The organism is Burkholderia sp. AU18528, assembly GCF_002223215.2.
GTDB classification, from domain to species: Bacteria; Pseudomonadota; Gammaproteobacteria; order Burkholderiales; family Burkholderiaceae; genus Burkholderia; species Burkholderia semiarida.
In genome coordinates this window covers 1,758,185-1,775,080 of record NZ_NKFC02000004.1, presented here as the reverse complement: position 1 = coordinate 1,775,080, position 16,896 = coordinate 1,758,185, and the positions used below count along the sequence as shown (strand labels likewise).

Genomic DNA, 16,896 nt, shown 5'->3' with positions numbered 1-16,896 from the left:
GCGAGCATGGGGTGCGAACGCGCGCGTCATGCGATGCGTGCCTGGGGCCGCGCATCGTCGCCCGGGCAGCGGAAGCAGAAACTGTGACAAAGGTATTGACGTGAGTACTTCCTCACCCTATAATTTATTTCTGTGACGCGGGGTGGAGCAGTCTGGCAGCTCGTCGGGCTCATAACCCGAAGGTCACAGGTTCAAATCCTGTCCCCGCAACCAAGCACACCAGACGATGTGCCGCGCAATTGACCGATGCGCACTTCGTCTACGAAAAACCCGGCTCCATGCCGGGTTTTTTGTTTTCCGCGCCCGCCCGTTATTTCGGTGCGCCCGCGTGAAGCGAGTCGCGTGATTCGCGGGCGGGGCGCGCGGCGACGCGCCCGCCGGGAGCGTGAATCCTGCCGCACGGAACAATGCGGCGATGCTCTCGGGCGGCAATTGTCGATCCGCGCCGGCGCGCGTCGTTCAGCGCGCCGCCCACTCGACGGCCGCCTTCGCGTGCAGCGCGGTCGTATCGAAGACCGGCAGCGGCGAGTCGTCCGCGCCGATCAGCAGCGTGATTTCCGTGCAGCCGAGGATCACGGCCTGCGCGCCGCGCTTCGCCAGTGCGTCGATGATCGACACATACGTCGTGCGTGATTCCGCCGAAATGACGCCGTGGCACAGCTCGTCGTAGATGATGCGGTGCACGTCGTCGCGCCCGCGCTCGTCCGGCACGAGCACGTCGAGCCCGAACTTTTCGCGCAGCCGCGCCGCATAGAACGGCAACTCCATCGTGTAGCGCGTGCCGAGCAGCGCGACGCGCTCGACGCCCGCGTCGCGCAGCGCGCTGCCGGTCGGGTCGGCGATGTGCAGGAACGGCAGCGTCACCGCGGCTTCGATCGCGTCGTGCACGCGATGCATCGTATTGGTCGTCAGGACCACGAGATCGGCGCCGGCCGCTTCGAGCTGCCGGGCGGCGTCGACCATCCGTTCGCCGAGCGCGGCCCAGTCGTGCGTGCGCTGCAGCGCTTCGATTTCGGCGAAGTCGACCGTGACCAGCACGCTCTTCGCGTTGTGATGCCCGCCGTGCAATGCCTTCGAGTGCCGGTTGATCATCCGGTAGTACTCGGCCGACGATTCCCAGCTCATGCCGCCGATCAGTCCGATCGTCTTCATCTGTCACCTTTGCGTTTCGTGTATCGCGGCAGACGAGTATAGGTGCGGCCGCCCGTGCCTGGCCGGTACGATCCGCACAAACCGGGCCGGTACGGCGCAGCCGCTGGCGGAGGGCCGCTGCCGGACGGCCGGTTGAGGCGACGGGCGAGGGGGCCGCTGCCGGACGGCCGGTTCGCGCAGCCGGCCCCGGACGTACGCGGCAGTTGAAACCGGCACTGTGTTTTTGTACAGTATCGGCACCGTGAACCCGACCACCATCCCGCCTGCCGATCCGCACGCACCGTCCGGCGACGCGCCGCCGCGCATGCGCAAGATCATTCATTGCGACTGCGACTGCTTCTACGCGTCGGTCGAGATGCGCGACGACCCGTCGCTGCGCAACCGGCCGCTCGCGGTCGGCGGCCGCCCCGACCAGCGCGGCGTGATCGCGACCTGCAACTACGAGGCGCGGCGCTACGGCGTGCATTCGGCGATGTCGTCGGCGCTGGCGATGCGCAAGTGTCCGGACCTGCTGATCCTGCCGTCCGCGATGGACAAGTATCGCGCGGCGTCGCGACAGATCATGGCGATCTATCGCGACTACACGCCCGACGTCGAGCCGCTGTCGCTCGACGAGGCGTACCTCGACGTCAGCGGGTCGTCGCGTTGCCAGGGCAGTGCGACGCTGATTGCGCGCGAGATCCGCGAACGGGTGCGCGACACGGTCGGCGTGACCGTGTCGGCGGGCGTCGCGCCGAACAAGTTCATCGCGAAGATCGCGTCCGACTGGAACAAGCCCGACGGGCTGTTCGTCGTGCGGCCGCACGAGATCGACGCGTTCGTCGCGGCGCTGCCGGTGCGCAAGCTGCACGGCGTCGGCAAGGTGACGGCCGCGCGGCTCGACCGGCTTGGCATCCAGACCTGCGCGCAATTGCGCGACTGGCCGCTGATCGACCTGCACCGCGAATTCGGCGCGTTCGGGCGGCGCCTGTACGAACTGTCGCGCGGGATCGACGAACGGCCCGTGCAGGCCGACCAGGAGCGCAAGTCGGTCAGTGTCGAGACGACCTACGTGACCGACCTGACGACGCTCGAGCAATGCGCGGACGAAATCCGCCGCCTCGTCGTGCAGCTCGACGCGCGGATCGAGCGCGCGGGCGCCGCGCGATCGATTCGCAAGCTGTACGTGAAGATCCGCTTCGCCGATTTCCAGCGCACGACGGTCGAGTGCGTGGCCGACGCGACGAATGCCGAGACGGCCGTCACGCTGCTCGCGAAGGGGTTGTTGCGGCGCGCGCAGCCGGTGCGGCTGCTCGGCGTCGGCGTGCGCATCGACGAGGACACGGCCGAGCGCCACGGGCAATTCCTGCTGTTCGACGACGAAGTGGGCGACGACACGCCCGCGCCATGAAAAAAGGCACCGCCGAAGCGGTGCCTGTCGATGCAGCCGGACGAAGCGGGCAGCGCGCTCAGTGCGCGGACGCCGCCATCCCGTTGTGGCGCAGCAGCGCGTCGATCTGCGGCTCGCGGCCGCGGAACGCCTTGAACGATTCCATCGCGGGGCGGCTGCCGCCGACCTCGAGGATTTCGCGGCGATAGCGGGTGCCGGTTGCCGCATCGAGCACGCTGCCGCTGGCGGCGGCGGCTTCCTCGAACGCCGCGTACGCATCGGCCGACAGCACCTCGGCCCACTTGTAGCTGTAGTAGCCGGCCGCATAGCCGCCCGCGAAGATATGGCTGAACGTGTTCGGCCAGCGCGAGAACGCCGCCTGCGGGATCACGTGATAGCGCTCGTTGATCTCGCGCGCGAACGCGGTCACGCCGGTGGCGCCGGCCGGGTCGAAATCGACGTGCAGCAGCATGTCGAACATCGAGAACACGATCTGGCGCAGCGTGCCGAGCCCGCTCTGGAAGTTCTTCGCGGCGATCATCTTGTCGAACAGCTCGCGCGGCAGCGCGGCGCCCGTATCGACGTGCGACGACATCGACGACAGCACGTCCCATTCCCAGCAGAAGTTTTCCATGAACTGCGACGGCAGTTCGACCGCATCCCATTCGACGCCGTTGATGCCCGACACGCCGAGCTCGTCGACGCGCGTGAGCATGTGGTGCAGCCCGTGGCCGAATTCATGGAACAGCGTGATGACTTCGTCGTGCGTGAAGCACGCGGGCTTGCCGCCGACCGGCGCGGAGAAGTTGCAGGTCAGGTACGCGACGGGCGTCTGCACGTCGCTGCCGCGCTTCGCGCGCGAGCGCGCGTCGTCCATCCACGCGCCGCCGCGCTTGCCTTCGCGGGCGTACAGGTCGAGATAGAACTGCGCGACGAGCGAGCCGTCGCGGTTCTCGACGCGGAAGAAGCGCACGTCCTTGTGCCACACCGGCGCGTCGTCCGGCTTGATCTTCACGCCGAACAGCGTTTCGGTGACGGTGAACAGGCCCTTCAGCGCGGCCGGTTCCGGGAAGTACTGCTTGACCTCGTTTTCCGAGAACGCATAGCGTTGCTGGCGGAGCTTTTCGGCCGCGTACGCGACGTCCCACGGTGCGAGTTCGGCGAGGCCGAGCTCCTTCGCGGCGAACGTGCGCAGCTCGTCCCAGTCCTTCTCCGCGTGCGGGCGGGCGCGCGTCGCGAGATCCTCGAGGAACGCGATCACCTGCTGCGGCGATTCGGCCATCTTCGGCGCGAGCGACACTTCGGCGAAGTTGCGGTAGCCGAGCATCTGCGCCTCTTCGCGGCGCAGCTTGAGCGCGTCGGCGACGATCGCCGTGTTGTCCCATTCGGCCTTGCCGTCGCCGTATTGCGGCCCGAGTTCCGACGCGCGCGTCGCATAAGCGCGATAGAGCGTCTCGCGCAGCGCGCGGTTGTTCGCGTACTGCAGCACCGGGAAATACGACGGGAAATGCAGCGTGAATTTCCAGCCTTCCTTGCCGTCCTTCTGCGCGGCCTCGCGGGCGGCCTCGATCGCATCGCCGGGCAGGCCGGCCAGTTCGGCTTCGTCCTTCGCGAAGTACGCGTACGCGTTGGTCGCGTCGAGCACGTGATCGGAGAACGCCTTCGACAGCGCGGCCTGTTGTTCCTGCAGCTCCGCGAAGCGCGGCTTCTGCTCCTCGGGCAGCTCGGCGCCCGACAGGCGGAAGTCGCGCAGCGCGTTGTCGAGAATCTTCTTGCGCTCGGCGGACAGCGTCGCGTATTCGGCGCTCGCGGCGATCGCCTTGTACTTTTCGTACAGCGCGAGATTCTGGCCGACGCTCGACCAGAACTCGGTCACGCGCGGCAGGTTTTCGCCGTAGGCAGCGCGCAGTTCGGGCGTGTCGGCGACCGCGTTCAGGTGGCCGACGATGCCCCATGCGCGGCCGAGCGGCTCCGTGGCCTGCTCGACCGTCTCGACGACGGCGGCCCAGGTCGCCGGCGTCTCGCTGGCGCTCGCGGCTTCGACTGCGCGGTTGGCGGCATCGAGCAGCGTATCGAGCGCGGGCGTCACGTGTTCCGGGCGAATCTCGCCGAAACGGGGCAGGCCGGAGAAGTCGAGGAGCGGATTGGTATGGGCGCTGGCGGACATAAGACTCCCTGTCTGTTGCCGGATGAACCGGGATGAAAAGGGTAACGGCGGCTGGGCGCGAGCGCGCCCGGTACCGACATTATTGGGGCGCATCGTGCGCTTTCCAATCGTTAGTTTCTAATGACGCGATTGACGCAGGGTCGGATGCGCAGCGACGGGCGTGGCCGGGAACGGCATTCGGCGGCCGGCGGCCCGACGGTAGGCCGCCGCGGGCCGGGGCGGCGCAGCCGGGGCGAGCGCGGCTGGCGGGACACCGGCGCGCGCAAGCGCGCGCCGGCTGAGCGGGTAGTGCGTCAGGCCGCGGCGGCAGCCGCGCGTTCGGCGGATTCGATCGTGTTGATCAGCAGCATCGTGATGGTCATCGGGCCGACGCCGCCCGGCACCGGCGTAATGTAGCCGGCGACTTCCTTCACGCCCGCGAAATCGACGTCGCCGCACAGCTTGCCTGCGTCGTCACGGTTCATGCCGACGTCGATCACCGTCGCGCCCGGCTTCACCATGTCGGCGGTCAGGATGTTGCGCTTGCCGACCGCGGCGACCACGACGTCGGCCTGGCGCGTATGCGCGGCGAGGTCGCGCGTCTTGCTGTGGCAGATCGTCACGGTCGCGCCGGCGTCGAGCAGCATCATCGCCATCGGCTTGCCGACGATGTTCGAGCGGCCGATCACGACCGCGTTCGCGCCCTGCAGCGCGATGCCGTGCGCTTCGAACATTTTCATCACGCCGTACGGCGTGCACGGGCGGAACAGCGGCTTGCCGGTCATCAGCGCGCCCGCGTTCGCGACGTGAAAACCGTCGACGTCCTTTTCCGGCGCGATCGCCTCGATCACCTTGTGGCTGTCGATGTGCGCGGGCAGCGGCAGCTGGACGAGGATGCCGTGGATCTTCGGATCGCGGTTCAGCTCGTCGATGCGCGCGAGCAGGTCGGCTTCCGACAGCGTGTCCGGGTAGGCATCCTTCTGCGAGAAGAAGCCGTTGTCCTCGCACGCCTTGATCTTGTTGCGCACGTAGACTTCGCTCGCCGGGTTGGCGCCGACGAGGATCACCGCGAGACCGGGCTGGTGGCCGCGTGCGGTCAGCGCGGCGGCGCGTTCGGCGGCCTGGGCGCGCAGGGTCTTCGAAAGGGCGTTGCCGTCGATGAGGAGGGCTGTCATGGTGGTGGGTTCTGCCGGGAAGTTGGGATGCGGGCGTACGGCGCCCGAAAGCGCCGTAGCAAAGCACGTAATTATACCGTTCGCCTGCTGCCGTCCGACAGCGAATCAACGGGAAGCGTCATGGCCGCGGCGCGCGCGCCGGGAAAAACGGCGTGCCGCCGCGCGAGTGGGCCGCATCGCGCGGGGCGGCAAGCGCCGGTTGCGGGCCGGGCGGCGCTGCCGCCGCGGCCCGGAAACATGCTCAGGCCTGTTTCTTCGACAGCGCGAGGCGCAGCAGGTCGGCCACCGTGTTGACGTTGAGCTTTTCCATGATGTTCGCGCGGTGCGCCTCGACCGTCTTGATGCTGATGCCGAGATCGTCGGCGATCTGCTTGTTCAGGCGGCCCGCGATGATCCGCTCGAGCACCTGCTGCTCGCGCGCGGTCAGCTTCGACAGGCGTTCGCTCGCGGCACGCTGCTCCTGCACGCTCTTGCTTTCGCTTCGGGCCTTGTCGAGCATCCGCTCGACGAGCTTGCGCAGCTCGGCTTCGTCGAACGGTTTCTCGATAAAGTCCATCGCACCCTTTTTCATCGTCGACACGGCCATCGGCACGTCGCCGTGACCGGTGACGAAGATGATCGGCAGCGCGGCGTTGTCGGCGATCAGGCGTTCCTGCAGCTCGAGGCCGCTCATGCCCGACATCCGCACGTCGAGGATCAGGCACGCGATCTGGCCGGCCTGCTGCGCCGGCTGATACGCATCGAGGAACTGCTCGGCGCTCGAGAAGCATTGCACGCGATAGCCGTTCGCCTCCAGCAGCCAGCGCAGCGAGTCCCGTACGGCCTCGTCGTCGTCGACGACAAAGACGGTTTCCTGAGTGGTGGTGACAGGGCTATTCATAGTTCTCCCGTAACGGTATGTGATGCCGATGCCTCGCGCCCCCCTTGGCCGAGATCAGCGGGTTCCCCAATGGGCAGGCTGCAGTGGAACGTCGCGCCGGAAATGCGGCCATCCGGCTCGACGTTGTTGACCACCCACAGACGCCCCCGATGCGATTCGATGATCGAACGGCAGATGTTCAGCCCCATGCCCATGCCGTCGGACTTGGTGCTGTAAAACGGTTCGAACAGGCGCTCGGCGGTCGCTTCGTCGACGCCCGGGCCCTGGTCGATCACACGGATGTCGACGAAGCCCGCATCGATGTCGGCGACGACGCGGATCACGCCGTCCACCGACGCCGGCTTCACGTCGGCCATCGCCTCGGCTGCGTTCTTCATCAGGTTCACCAGCACCTGCTCGATCAGCACGGGGTCGACATAAATAATAGGCATTCTTGCGAGGATTTCCGTGACGATCCGGATCCTGCGCTTTCTGGCCTCGATTTCGGCGAGCCCGACCGCGTCGGCGACGATGTCCGCGACCCGCGCCGGCTGGCGCTTCGGCTCGCTGCGCTTCACGAATTCGCGGATCCGCTTGACGATCATCCCCGCGCGCAGCGCCTGCTGCGCGGTCTTTTCCAGCGCGGGCTGCAGCGTCTCGGGCGTGCCGCGGCCGCTCTTCACGAGCGCGAGCGTGCCCGAGCAGTAGTTGTTGATCGCGGCGAGCGGCTGATTCAATTCGTGAGCAATCGACGACGCCATTTCACCCATCGTCATCAATCGGCTCGTGAACTGCAGCTTTTCTTCCTGCTGGTGCGCGAGCTCCTGCGCCTTCTTGCGGGTCGTGATGTCGGTCGCGATCTGCATCTGCGCGAGGTGGCCGTCCACCCACTGGATGTACTGGCGGCGCACCTCGAACCACTTCTGGATGCTCTCGACGTACACCTCCTGCGCGTCGGCGGTGCTGCTCGTCAGCGCGGCGGCCGGCAGGCCCGCGAACGCGTCGACCATGTCGATCGAGTCGGACGACGCCTGCGCGCGGTCGAAGCCGCCGCCCGACAGCTCCAGATGGCCGTCCGGGCGAATGCCGAACAGGTGGCGGTAGTAGCGGTTCGCGAACAGCAGCTCGGCTTCGTCGGCGGCGAGCACCGACACCGCGGCGTCGAGGCTTTCGAGCACCGTCGTGAAGCGCTCGTGCGCGGCGGCGAGTTCCTCCCGCGCGCGCTTCGGCTCGGTGATGTCGGTCATCGACGACATCCAGCCGGTCTGGCGGCCCGAGCTGTCGATCAGCGGCGATACGTACAGGCGCGCATGGAACAGCGTGCCGTTCTTGCGCCGCACGCGCAGCTCGAAGCCCGAGCTCGGCGCCTTGCCGCGCAGCGTCATGTCGAGCTGGCGCTGCATTTCCGGGTACGCGTCGCGCGGCCAGTAGGGGAACGGCGCGACCTTGCCGACGAGATCGGTTTCGTCCCAGCCCGTCATCCGGCAGAACGCCGGGTTCACGTGCGTGATGCGGCCGTGCATGTCCAGCACCCGCATGCCGATCAGCACCGAGTTTTCCATCGCGCGGCGGAAGAACGCCTCCGCGTACAGCGCCTGCTGTGCCTCGAAGCGCTGGCGTGTGTGCTTCCACAGGCTCCAGAGGCTCCACAGCACGAAGCACGACAGGCCGGCGACGAGCCACACGAGCGTGTTGTTGGTGAGGTTCGTGAGCTGCGGGAACGCATACACACGCACCGTCAGCCCCTGGCCGGGCGGATCGAGCGGCAGGTCGTAGTGCGAGTCGCGCGGCAGGCGCGGGCGCGTCGACGTGGACGATAGCTCGCGGTTGTTGGAATCGGTGATCGAGATCTTGTACTTCGACGACAATTCCTGCGGGATGTCGTGCTTCAGGATCCCTTCGACCGAGAACACCGCGGCGATCGCGCCGAGATATTCGCGGTCGCCGCGCATCACGGGCGTCTGCAACGTGATGAAGCCGTTGCCGAAGTCGTCGTAGATCAGCGGCGAATAGGCCTGGCGGCGCGTGCTGCGCGCCTCGTCGTACGCGCCGCGCACGGCCTCCTGCATCTGCGCGTCGCCGGGCTTCGCGAGCCGCTGGCCGAGCAGCGGCGGATGCACGGTCGGCCAGCGCTGCACGCCGGGCGCGGTGTACCAGTTCAGGTAGAGGATTTCCGGATGCGTCTGCATGACGTCCGCGACGGCCATCTGGAATGCGTTCTGGTCGAGCCGGCCGGATGCGAGGTCGCGCGACAGCGCCTGCAACTGTTCCTGCGCGCCCGTCATCGACAGGCGGATCTGCTGCTGGGCCCACGCGACGTTGCGAAAGAGGGTGTCTTCCTGCTGCTGCTGTTCGCGCCGGTTGAGGCTCCACAGGATGAGGCTCATCACGACGAGGAACACCAGGATCGACAGCAGCGGCGTCAGCAGATAGGAGTTGGACCACCACGGTCCGTGGTGCCAACGGGACGGCTGCGACTCCGCCGGCGGGCCCGGCGGTCGCGCCGAGCGTGCGAAAAGCCGATCGGTCAACATGGCAGGATTGTAGCGCAGCGCAATACATGGAAAACCGCTACCGGATATGTTGAACGGAAACGGTTTTGTTCCGACGAGACGGGCCGCGGAGCCCCGAAACAAGGGTGCAGCGCAGCAATATTCCGCATGGCGAGAAAAGATCTCACAATTCGAAAATTTTGTTGCGCAGGCCCGTCCACGCTCATTACAATCCGTCGGAGCTTGCCCGCAGCCGGTCGCGTCGCGTCGTCTGCACGAGAGCGATCCTCACATTCCAGGACCCAGGAGACGAGAATGTCCGCTGTACCGAACGAAGTGATGAAATATGTCGCCGCCGAACGTGACGACGACCCGCAAGAAACCGTCGAGTGGCTCGAGTCGCTCGATGGCGTGATCTCCTCCGTGGGCACTGGCCGCGCGCACTACCTGATCGAAAAGCAGATCGAATTCGCCCGCATGCACGGCGAACACCTGCCGTTCTCCGCCAATACCCCGTATATCAACACGATTCCGGTCGAAGCCCAGGCGAAGATTCCGGGCGACCAGGACATCGAGCACCGCATCCGTTCGTACACGCGCTGGAACGCGCTCGCGATGGTGCTGCGTGCAGGCAAGGACACGAACGTCGGCGGCCACATCGCATCGTTCGCATCGGCCGCGACGCTCTACGACGTCGGCTACAACCACTTCTGGCACGCGGCGTCCGACCAGCACGGCGGCGATCTCGTGTTCGTGCAGGGCCATTCGTCGCCGGGCGTGTACTCGCGCGCGTTCCTGCTCGGCCGCCTGTCGGAAGAGCAGCTCGACAACTTCCGCCAGGAAGTCGACGGCAAGGGCATCTCGTCGTATCCGCACCCGTGGCTGATGCCGGACTTCTGGCAGTTCCCGACCGTGTCGATGGGCCTCGGCCCGATCATGGCGATCTACCAGGCACGCTTCATGAAGTACCTCGAGTCGCGCGGCATCGCGAAGACGGAAGGCCGCAAGGTGTGGGCGTTCCTCGGCGACGGCGAGACGGACGAGCCGGAATCGCTCGGCGCGATCGGCATGGCGAGCCGCGAGAAGCTCGACAACCTCGTGTTCGTGATCAACTGCAACCTGCAGCGTCTCGACGGCCCGGTGCGCGGCAACGGCAAGATCATCCAGGAACTGGAATCGGAATTCCGCGGCGCCGGCTGGAACGTGATCAAGGTCATCTGGGGCAGCCGCTGGGATGCGCTGTTCGCGCGCGACAAGTCGGGCGCGCTGATGCGCCGCATGATGGAGTGCGTCGACGGCGAATACCAGACGTACAAGTCGGAGTCGGGCGCGTACGTTCGCGAGCACTTCTTCAACACGCCTGAGTTGAAGGCGCTCGTCGCCGACTGGTCGGACGACGACATCTGGGCGCTGAACCGCGGCGGCCACGATCCGCACAAGATCTACGCGGCGTTCCACGAAGCCACGAACACGAAGGGCGCGCCGACCGTCATCCTCGCGAAGACCATCAAGGGCTACGGGATGGGCGAGTCGGGCCAGGCGATGAACATCACGCACCAGCAGAAGAAGCTGCCGGTCGAGCAACTGAAGAAGTTCCGCGACCAGTTCCGCCTGCCGATCACCGACGAGCAGATCGCCGACGTGCCGTACCTGAAGTTCGAGGAAGGCTCGAAGGAACTCGAATACATGCGCCAGAAGCGCATGGACCTCGGCGGCTACCTGCCGCACCGCCGCGAGAAGGCGACGTCGCTGCCGGTGCCGGCGCTCGACGCGTTCGAGCCGCTCCTGAAGGGCACGGGCGAAGGCCGCGAGATCTCGACGACGATGGCGTTCGTGCGGATCCTGAACATCCTGCTGAAGGACAAGGCGCTCGGCAAGCGCGTCGTGCCGATCGTTCCGGACGAATCGCGTACGTTCGGCATGGAAGGCCTGTTCCGCCAGATCGGTATCTGGAACCAGGAGGGCCAGAAGTACGTGCCGGAAGATTCCGACCAGTTGATGTTCTACAAGGAATCGCAGACCGGCCAGATCCTGCAGGAAGGCATCAACGAAGCGGGCGGCATGTGCGACTGGATCGCGGCGGCGACGTCGTATTCGACGCACGGCGAGATCATGGTGCCGTTCTACATCTTCTACTCGATGTTCGGCTTCCAGCGGATCGGCGACCTCGCCTGGGCCGCGGGCGACATGCGCTCGCGCGGCTTCCTGCTCGGCGGCACGGCGGGCCGCACGACGCTGAACGGCGAAGGCCTGCAGCACGAAGACGGCCACTCGCTGCTGTGGGCGGCATCGGTGCCGAACTGCGTGAGCTACGACCCGACGTTCGGCTACGAACTCGCGGTGATCATCCAGGACGGCCTGCGCCGCATGGTGCAGGACCAGGAAGACGTGTACTACTACATCACGGTGATGAACGAGAACTACGAGCACCCGGCGATTCCGCAGGGCGAGCACGTGGCGGCCGACATCATCAAGGGCATGTACGCGTTCAGGAAGGCCGACGCCGACAAGAAGGCGCCGCGAGTCCAGCTGCTTGGCGCGGGCACGATCTTCAACGAAGTGATCGCCGCCGCCGACCTGCTGAAGAACGACTGGGGTGTCGCCGCCGACCTGTGGAGCGTGCCGAGCTTCACCGAGCTCGCGCGCGAAGGCCACGACGTCGAGCGCTGGAACCTGCTCCATCCGACCGAGGAGCGTCGCCTGTCGCACGTGCAGAAGTGCCTGAAGGACACGCAGGGCCCGGTCATCGCGTCGACCGACTACGTCCGTGCGCTGGTCGACCAGATCCGCGGCCAGATCGACCGCCGCTTCGTCGTGCTGGGCACCGACGGCTTCGGTCGTTCGGACACCCGCGAGAAGCTGCGTCACTTCTTCGAGGTCGACCGTCACTGGGTCACCGTCGCCGCGCTCAACGCGCTGGCCGACGAAGGCACGATCGAGCGCAAGGTGGTCGCGGACGCGATCGCCAAGTACAACCTCGATCCGTCCAAGCCCAACCCGATGACCGTTTAAACGCACACGCCGTGTAATGCCGCGCGCCGCTCCCGCGAGGAGCGCGCGCGGCCATGGAGACAGAAACAGATGAGTCAAGCGATCGAAGTGAAGGTGCCGGATATCGGCGATTACAAGGACGTGCCGGTCATCGAGATCGGCGTGAAGGTCGGCGATACGGTCGAGCCCGAGCAGTCGCTCGTCACGCTCGAGTCCGACAAGGCGACGATGGACGTGCCGAGCCCGGTCGGCGGCGTCGTGAAGGAAATCAAGGTCAAGGTCGGCGATTCCGTGTCGGAAGGTTCGCTGATCGTGCTGCTCGAAGGTAGCGCAGGCGCCCAGGCGAACGGCGCGGCTGCGCCGGCCGCGGCTCCGGCTCCGGCAGCAGCGCCGGCACCGGCCGCCGCGGCGCCCGCCGCCGCCCCGGCAGCCGCCGGCGGTACGCTCGAGGTGAAGGTGCCCGACATCGGCGACTACAAGGACGTTCCGGTGATCGAGATCGGCGTGAAGGTCGGCGACACGGTCGAGAAGGAACAGTCGCTCGTCACGCTCGAATCGGACAAGGCGACGATGGACGTGCCGAGCCCGGCCGCCGGCGTCGTGAAGGACATCAAGGTGAAGGTGGGCGATTCGGTGTCGGAAGGCACGCTGATCGTGCTGCTCGAAGCCGCGGGCGCACCGGCTGCCGCCGCACCGCAGGCCAGTGCACCGGCTCCGGCCGCTGCCGCGCCGGCGCCCGCGCCTGCTGCCGCACCGGCGCCCGCGCAGGCCGCGCCCGCACCGGCTGCTGCCGCGCCGGCCGCTGCGCCGTCGGGTGAATACCGCGCGAGCCACGCGTCGCCGTCCGTGCGCAAGTTCGCACGCGAACTCGGCGTCGAAGTCGCGCGCGTGCAGGGTAGCGGTCCGAAGGGCCGCATCACGAAGGAAGACATCACGGGTTTCGTGAAGGGCGTGATGACCGGCCAGCGCGCGGCACCGGCCGCGGCAGCCGCGCCGGCAGGCGGCGGCGAGCTGAACCTGCTGCCGTGGCCGAAGGTCGACTTCTCGAAGTTCGGCCCGTTCGAGGCGAAGCCGCTGTCGCGCATCAAGAAGATCTCGGGCGCGAACCTGCATCGCAACTGGGTGATGATCCCGCACGTCACGAACAACGACGAAGCGGACATCACCGAGCTCGAAGCGCTGCGCGTCCAGTTGAACAAGGAACACGAGAAGGCGGGCGTGAAGTTCACGATGCTCGCGTTCGTGATCAAGGCAGTCGTCGCCGCGCTGAAGAAGTTCCCGACCTTCAACGCGAGCCTCGACGGCGACAACCTGGTGTTCAAGCAGTACTACCACATCGGGTTTGCAGCCGACACGCCGAACGGTCTCGTCGTGCCGGTGATCCGCGATGCGGACAAGAAGGGGCTCGTCGATATCGCGAAGGAAATGGCCGAGCTGTCGAAGGCCGCGCGCGACGGCAAGCTGAAGCCGGACCAGATGCAGGGCGGCTGCTTCTCGATCTCGTCGCTCGGCGGCATCGGCGGGACGAACTTCACGCCGATCATCAATGCGCCGGAAGTCGCCATCCTCGGGTTGTCGCGCGGCCAGATGAAGCCGGTGTGGGACGGCAAGCAGTTCGTGCCGCGGCTCACGCTGCCGCTGTCGCTGTCGTATGACCATCGCGTGATCGATGGCGCCGAGGCCGCGCGGTTCAATGCGTATCTCGGGGCGTTGCTCGCCGATTTCCGTCGCATCATTCTTTGATGAGCGGGGAGGGGGCTCGCGGGGGCGTGGGTTTGTTTTTGGTGCTCCACGCCCTTTCGTTGAACCTGTTTTGCCAACGGTCTGCTAGCGTCGCCCCTGCGCGGGGCGGCGGTCACTTTTCTTTGTCTTCCAAAGAAAAGTAACCAAAAGAAAGGCGCGTCCTTGGGCGGACGGCAAAGGTGGTCCTGCCCAACGTCCCGTGCTCTTGTCAGGCCGCATGGCGTCAGGATCCGCTTTTTCGCCAGCCCCTCCCTCTCTCTCCGCAGTCAATCAAGAAGGGGACAGTCATGAGTCTCATCGAAGTCAAGGTTCCGGATATCGGCGATTTCAGCGGCGTCGATGTCATCGAAGTCAACGTCAAACCCGGCGACGTGATCGAAAAAGAACAAACGCTCATCACGCTCGAATCCGATAAAGCCTCCATGGAAGTGCCCAGCGACGTCGCCGGCACCGTCAAGGAAGTCAAGGTCAAAGCCGGCGAGAAAGTCTCGCAAGGCACCATCATCGCCATCGTCGAAGCATCGGCAGGCGCAGCCGCTCCCGCGAAAGCACCCGAAGCGCCGAAGCCCGTAGCCGCCGCACCGGCGCCGGCCGCAGCCGCGCCGGCACCCGCGCCGCAAGCCGGCAGCTACGCAGGTGCCGCCGACATCGAGTGCGACATGCTCGTGCTCGGCGCCGGCCCCGGCGGCTACTCGGCCGCGTTCCGCGCCGCCGATCTCGGCATGAAGACCGTGCTCGTCGAACGCTATTCGACGCTCGGCGGCGTGTGCCTGAACGTCGGCTGCATCCCGTCGAAGGCGCTGCTGCACACGGCACTCGTCATCGACGAAGCCGCGGCGCTCGCGTCGCACGGCATCACGTTCGGCAAGCCGCAAGTCGATCTCGACAAACTGCGCGACTTCAAGGGCGGCGTCGTCAAGAAACTGACGACGGGTCTCGCCGGCATGGCGAAGGCGCGCAAGGTCGAAGTGGTCACCGGCGTCGGTGCGTTCGTCGATCCGTTCCACATGGAAGTGCAGGGCGAAAACGGCAAGAAGGTCGTCAAGTTCAAGCAGGCGATCATCGCCGCCGGCTCGCAAGCGGTGAAACTGCCGTTCATGCCGGAAGACCCGCGCATCGTCGATTCGACGGGCGCGCTCGAACTGCGCCAGTTGCCCAAGCGCATGCTCGTGATCGGCGGCGGCATCATCGGCCTCGAAATGGCCACGGTGTACGCGACGCTCGGCGCGGAGATCGACGTCGTCGAAATGATGGACGGCCTGATGATGGGCGCCGACCGCGATCTCGTGAAGGTCTGGGAAAAGTACAACGCGAAGCGCTTCGGCAACGTGATGCTGAAGACCAAGACGGTCGGCGCGGAAGCGAAGGAAGACGGCATCTACGTGAAGTTCGAGGGCGAGAAGGCGCCCGCGGAAGCGCAGCGCTACGACCTCGTGCTCGTCGCGGTGGGCCGCAGCCCGAACGGCAAGAAGATCGGCGCCGACAAGGCCGGCGTCGCGGTCACGGATCGTGGCTTCATCGACGTCGACAAGCAGATGCGCACGAACGTGCCGCACATCTTCGCGATCGGCGATATCGTCGGCCAGCCGATGCTCGCGCACAAGGCCGTGCACGAAGGCCACGTCGCCGCGGAAGCCGCGCACGGCGAGAAGGCGTATTTCGACGCACTGCAGATCCCGTCGGTGGCGTACACCGATCCGGAAGTGGCGTGGGCCGGCAAGACGGAAGACCAGTGCAAGGCCGAAGGCATCAAGTACGGCAAGGCCGTGTTCCCGTGGGCCGCGTCGGGCCGCGCGATCGCGAACGGCCGCGACGAAGGCTTCACGAAGCTGATCTTCGACGAGGAAACCCATCGCGTGATCGGCGGCGGCATCGTCGGCCTGAACGCGGGCGACCTGATCAGCGAAGTGTGCCTCGCGGTCGAGATGGGCGCGGACGCGGAAGACATCGGCAAGACGATCCATCCGCACCCGACGCTCGGCGAATCGATCGGCATGGCCGCCGAACTGTACGAAGGCGTCTGTACGGACCTGCCGCCGCAGCGCAAGAAGTAACGCGAGCGGTACGGCCGGCCACGCGCCGGCCGTGAAAAAACGCCGTCGCCCGGGTCATCCGGCCGACGGCGTTTTCTTTTGCGGGGCGTGCGACGGGTTCGTTGTGGCGGGCAGTTCGCCGCCCGCGCGCGCTCCGGCGCCGGAAACGAAAAAGCCGCGCTGCGCGCGGCTCTTTCAGGAGCAGGGGACGCTTACGCGGCCGGCTTGCTCGAACGACGTGCGGCAGCGGCGGTGGCAGCCTTCGTGGCGACGGCGGCAGCGGCGTTGAAGTTCGTTTCAGCGATTTCCACTGCTTGCTTCGTGGCCTTCTGAACCGTTTCGTACGTGGTGTTCGCAGCGTTCAGCGCCGACTTCAGTGCGGCGACGGCCGTTTCCGAACCGGCCGGGGCGTTCTTCGCGACGTTGTCGACGAGCGCCTGGACCTTCTTGTTCTGCTCGTCGAATTGCGCTTCGGCAACCTTCGCGAATTCGGCTTGCGTCGACGATGCGATTTCGTACAGGTGACGGCCGTACGACAGCACCTTTTCCGCGACCGGCTGCGACAGGCTCGCCTGCAGCGCGATCAGTTCCTGCGCGTCCTTCACCGACAGCAGGCGCTGTGCATTTTCCTGGCCTTCGGCCAGCGTCGACTTCACGACTTGCAGGTTGAGTTCGATCAGCTTCTCGACGCCTTCGAACGCCTTGGTCGTCAGACCGAACAGGCTTTCGAGGTTGGCTTTTTGGGCGGCGGCGATTTGCTCGGGGGTCAGCAAGGACATGTCAGGCTCCTGAAAAGCGATCGCGTCGATCGCAGGATAAAGGGCACTACGCTGGGGAACTTCGGCGCCGCGTGCTTTGTGCAACGCAGCAATGAGGCCTATTTTAGGGCAGAGAAAGCGGATGTCAAGCATTTTTTGTGCGTTGCACAATCGCGAC

The 16,896-nt window shown here is 66.3% G+C and carries 10 protein-coding genes and 1 tRNA gene; 5 read left to right on the top strand and 6 right to left on the bottom strand.

Features of this window, described 5'->3' with window-relative positions:
* Positions 1–136 precede the first annotated feature (136 nt).
* Positions 137–213 (top strand) — tRNA-Met (locus CFB52_RS11035).
* Positions 214–459: 246 nt separating this feature from the next.
* Here CFB52_RS11035 and CFB52_RS11030 read toward each other — a convergent pair.
* Complete coding sequence (locus tag CFB52_RS11030) at positions 460–1,152, bottom strand: aspartate/glutamate racemase family protein (protein WP_099316569.1); 693 nt, start codon at positions 1,150–1,152, stop codon at positions 460–462.
* A gap of 217 nt (positions 1,153–1,369) precedes the next feature.
* On the opposite strand from CFB52_RS11030, the gene dinB reads away from it, so the two are divergent.
* Positions 1,370–2,542, top strand: a complete 1,173-nt coding sequence (gene dinB / locus CFB52_RS11025; RefSeq protein WP_059583303.1) for a DNA polymerase IV — start codon at positions 1,370–1,372, stop codon at positions 2,540–2,542.
* A gap of 58 nt (positions 2,543–2,600) precedes the next feature.
* Here dinB and CFB52_RS11020 read toward each other — a convergent pair whose 3' ends face one another.
* From CFB52_RS11020 to fixL, 4 genes are all read right to left on the bottom strand, one after another.
* Positions 2,601–4,688: a M3 family metallopeptidase gene (locus tag CFB52_RS11020; RefSeq protein WP_059583305.1), complete on the bottom strand. Its 2,088-nt coding sequence runs from the start codon at positions 4,686–4,688 to the stop codon at positions 2,601–2,603.
* Between the two features lie 293 nt (positions 4,689–4,981).
* Positions 4,982–5,842: a bifunctional methylenetetrahydrofolate dehydrogenase/methenyltetrahydrofolate cyclohydrolase FolD gene (gene folD, locus CFB52_RS11015; protein WP_059583307.1), complete on the bottom strand. Its 861-nt coding sequence runs from the start codon at positions 5,840–5,842 to the stop codon at positions 4,982–4,984.
* A 241-nt stretch (positions 5,843–6,083) separates the two neighbouring features.
* Entirely contained in the window at positions 6,084–6,722 is a 639-nt protein-coding gene (gene fixJ, locus CFB52_RS11010) for an oxygen response regulator transcription factor FixJ (RefSeq protein ID WP_006493245.1), read from the bottom strand.
* The gene (gene fixL, locus CFB52_RS11005) at positions 6,719–9,235 is read right to left on the bottom strand and encodes an oxygen sensor histidine kinase FixL (protein ID WP_059583309.1); all 2,517 of its coding nucleotides are present in this window, start codon (positions 9,233–9,235) and stop codon (positions 6,719–6,721) included. The genes fixJ and fixL overlap by 4 nt, the downstream gene beginning before the upstream one ends.
* Before the next feature lie 273 nt (positions 9,236–9,508).
* Between fixL and aceE the strand changes: the two genes are divergently transcribed.
* The 3 genes from aceE to lpdA all read left to right on the top strand — a co-directional run bounded on the left by aceE (position 9,509) and on the right by lpdA (position 15,981).
* The gene (gene aceE / locus CFB52_RS11000) at positions 9,509–12,205 is read left to right on the top strand and encodes a pyruvate dehydrogenase (acetyl-transferring), homodimeric type (RefSeq protein WP_059583310.1); all 2,697 of its coding nucleotides are present in this window, start codon (positions 9,509–9,511) and stop codon (positions 12,203–12,205) included.
* A gap of 69 nt (positions 12,206–12,274) precedes the next feature.
* On the top strand, positions 12,275–13,927 hold the full coding sequence (gene aceF, locus CFB52_RS10995) for a dihydrolipoyllysine-residue acetyltransferase (RefSeq protein ID WP_099316568.1): 1,653 nt from the start codon (positions 12,275–12,277) through the stop codon (positions 13,925–13,927).
* Between the two features lie 287 nt (positions 13,928–14,214).
* Positions 14,215–15,981, top strand: coding sequence for a dihydrolipoyl dehydrogenase (gene lpdA, locus CFB52_RS10985; protein ID WP_099316567.1), 1,767 nt, complete (start codon positions 14,215–14,217; stop codon positions 15,979–15,981).
* Positions 15,982–16,172: 191 nt separating this feature from the next.
* Here lpdA and CFB52_RS10980 read toward each other — a convergent pair whose 3' ends face one another.
* Complete coding sequence (locus CFB52_RS10980; RefSeq protein WP_034188948.1) at positions 16,173–16,739, bottom strand: phasin family protein; 567 nt, start codon at positions 16,737–16,739, stop codon at positions 16,173–16,175.
* Between the last annotated feature and the right edge of the window lie 157 nt (positions 16,740–16,896).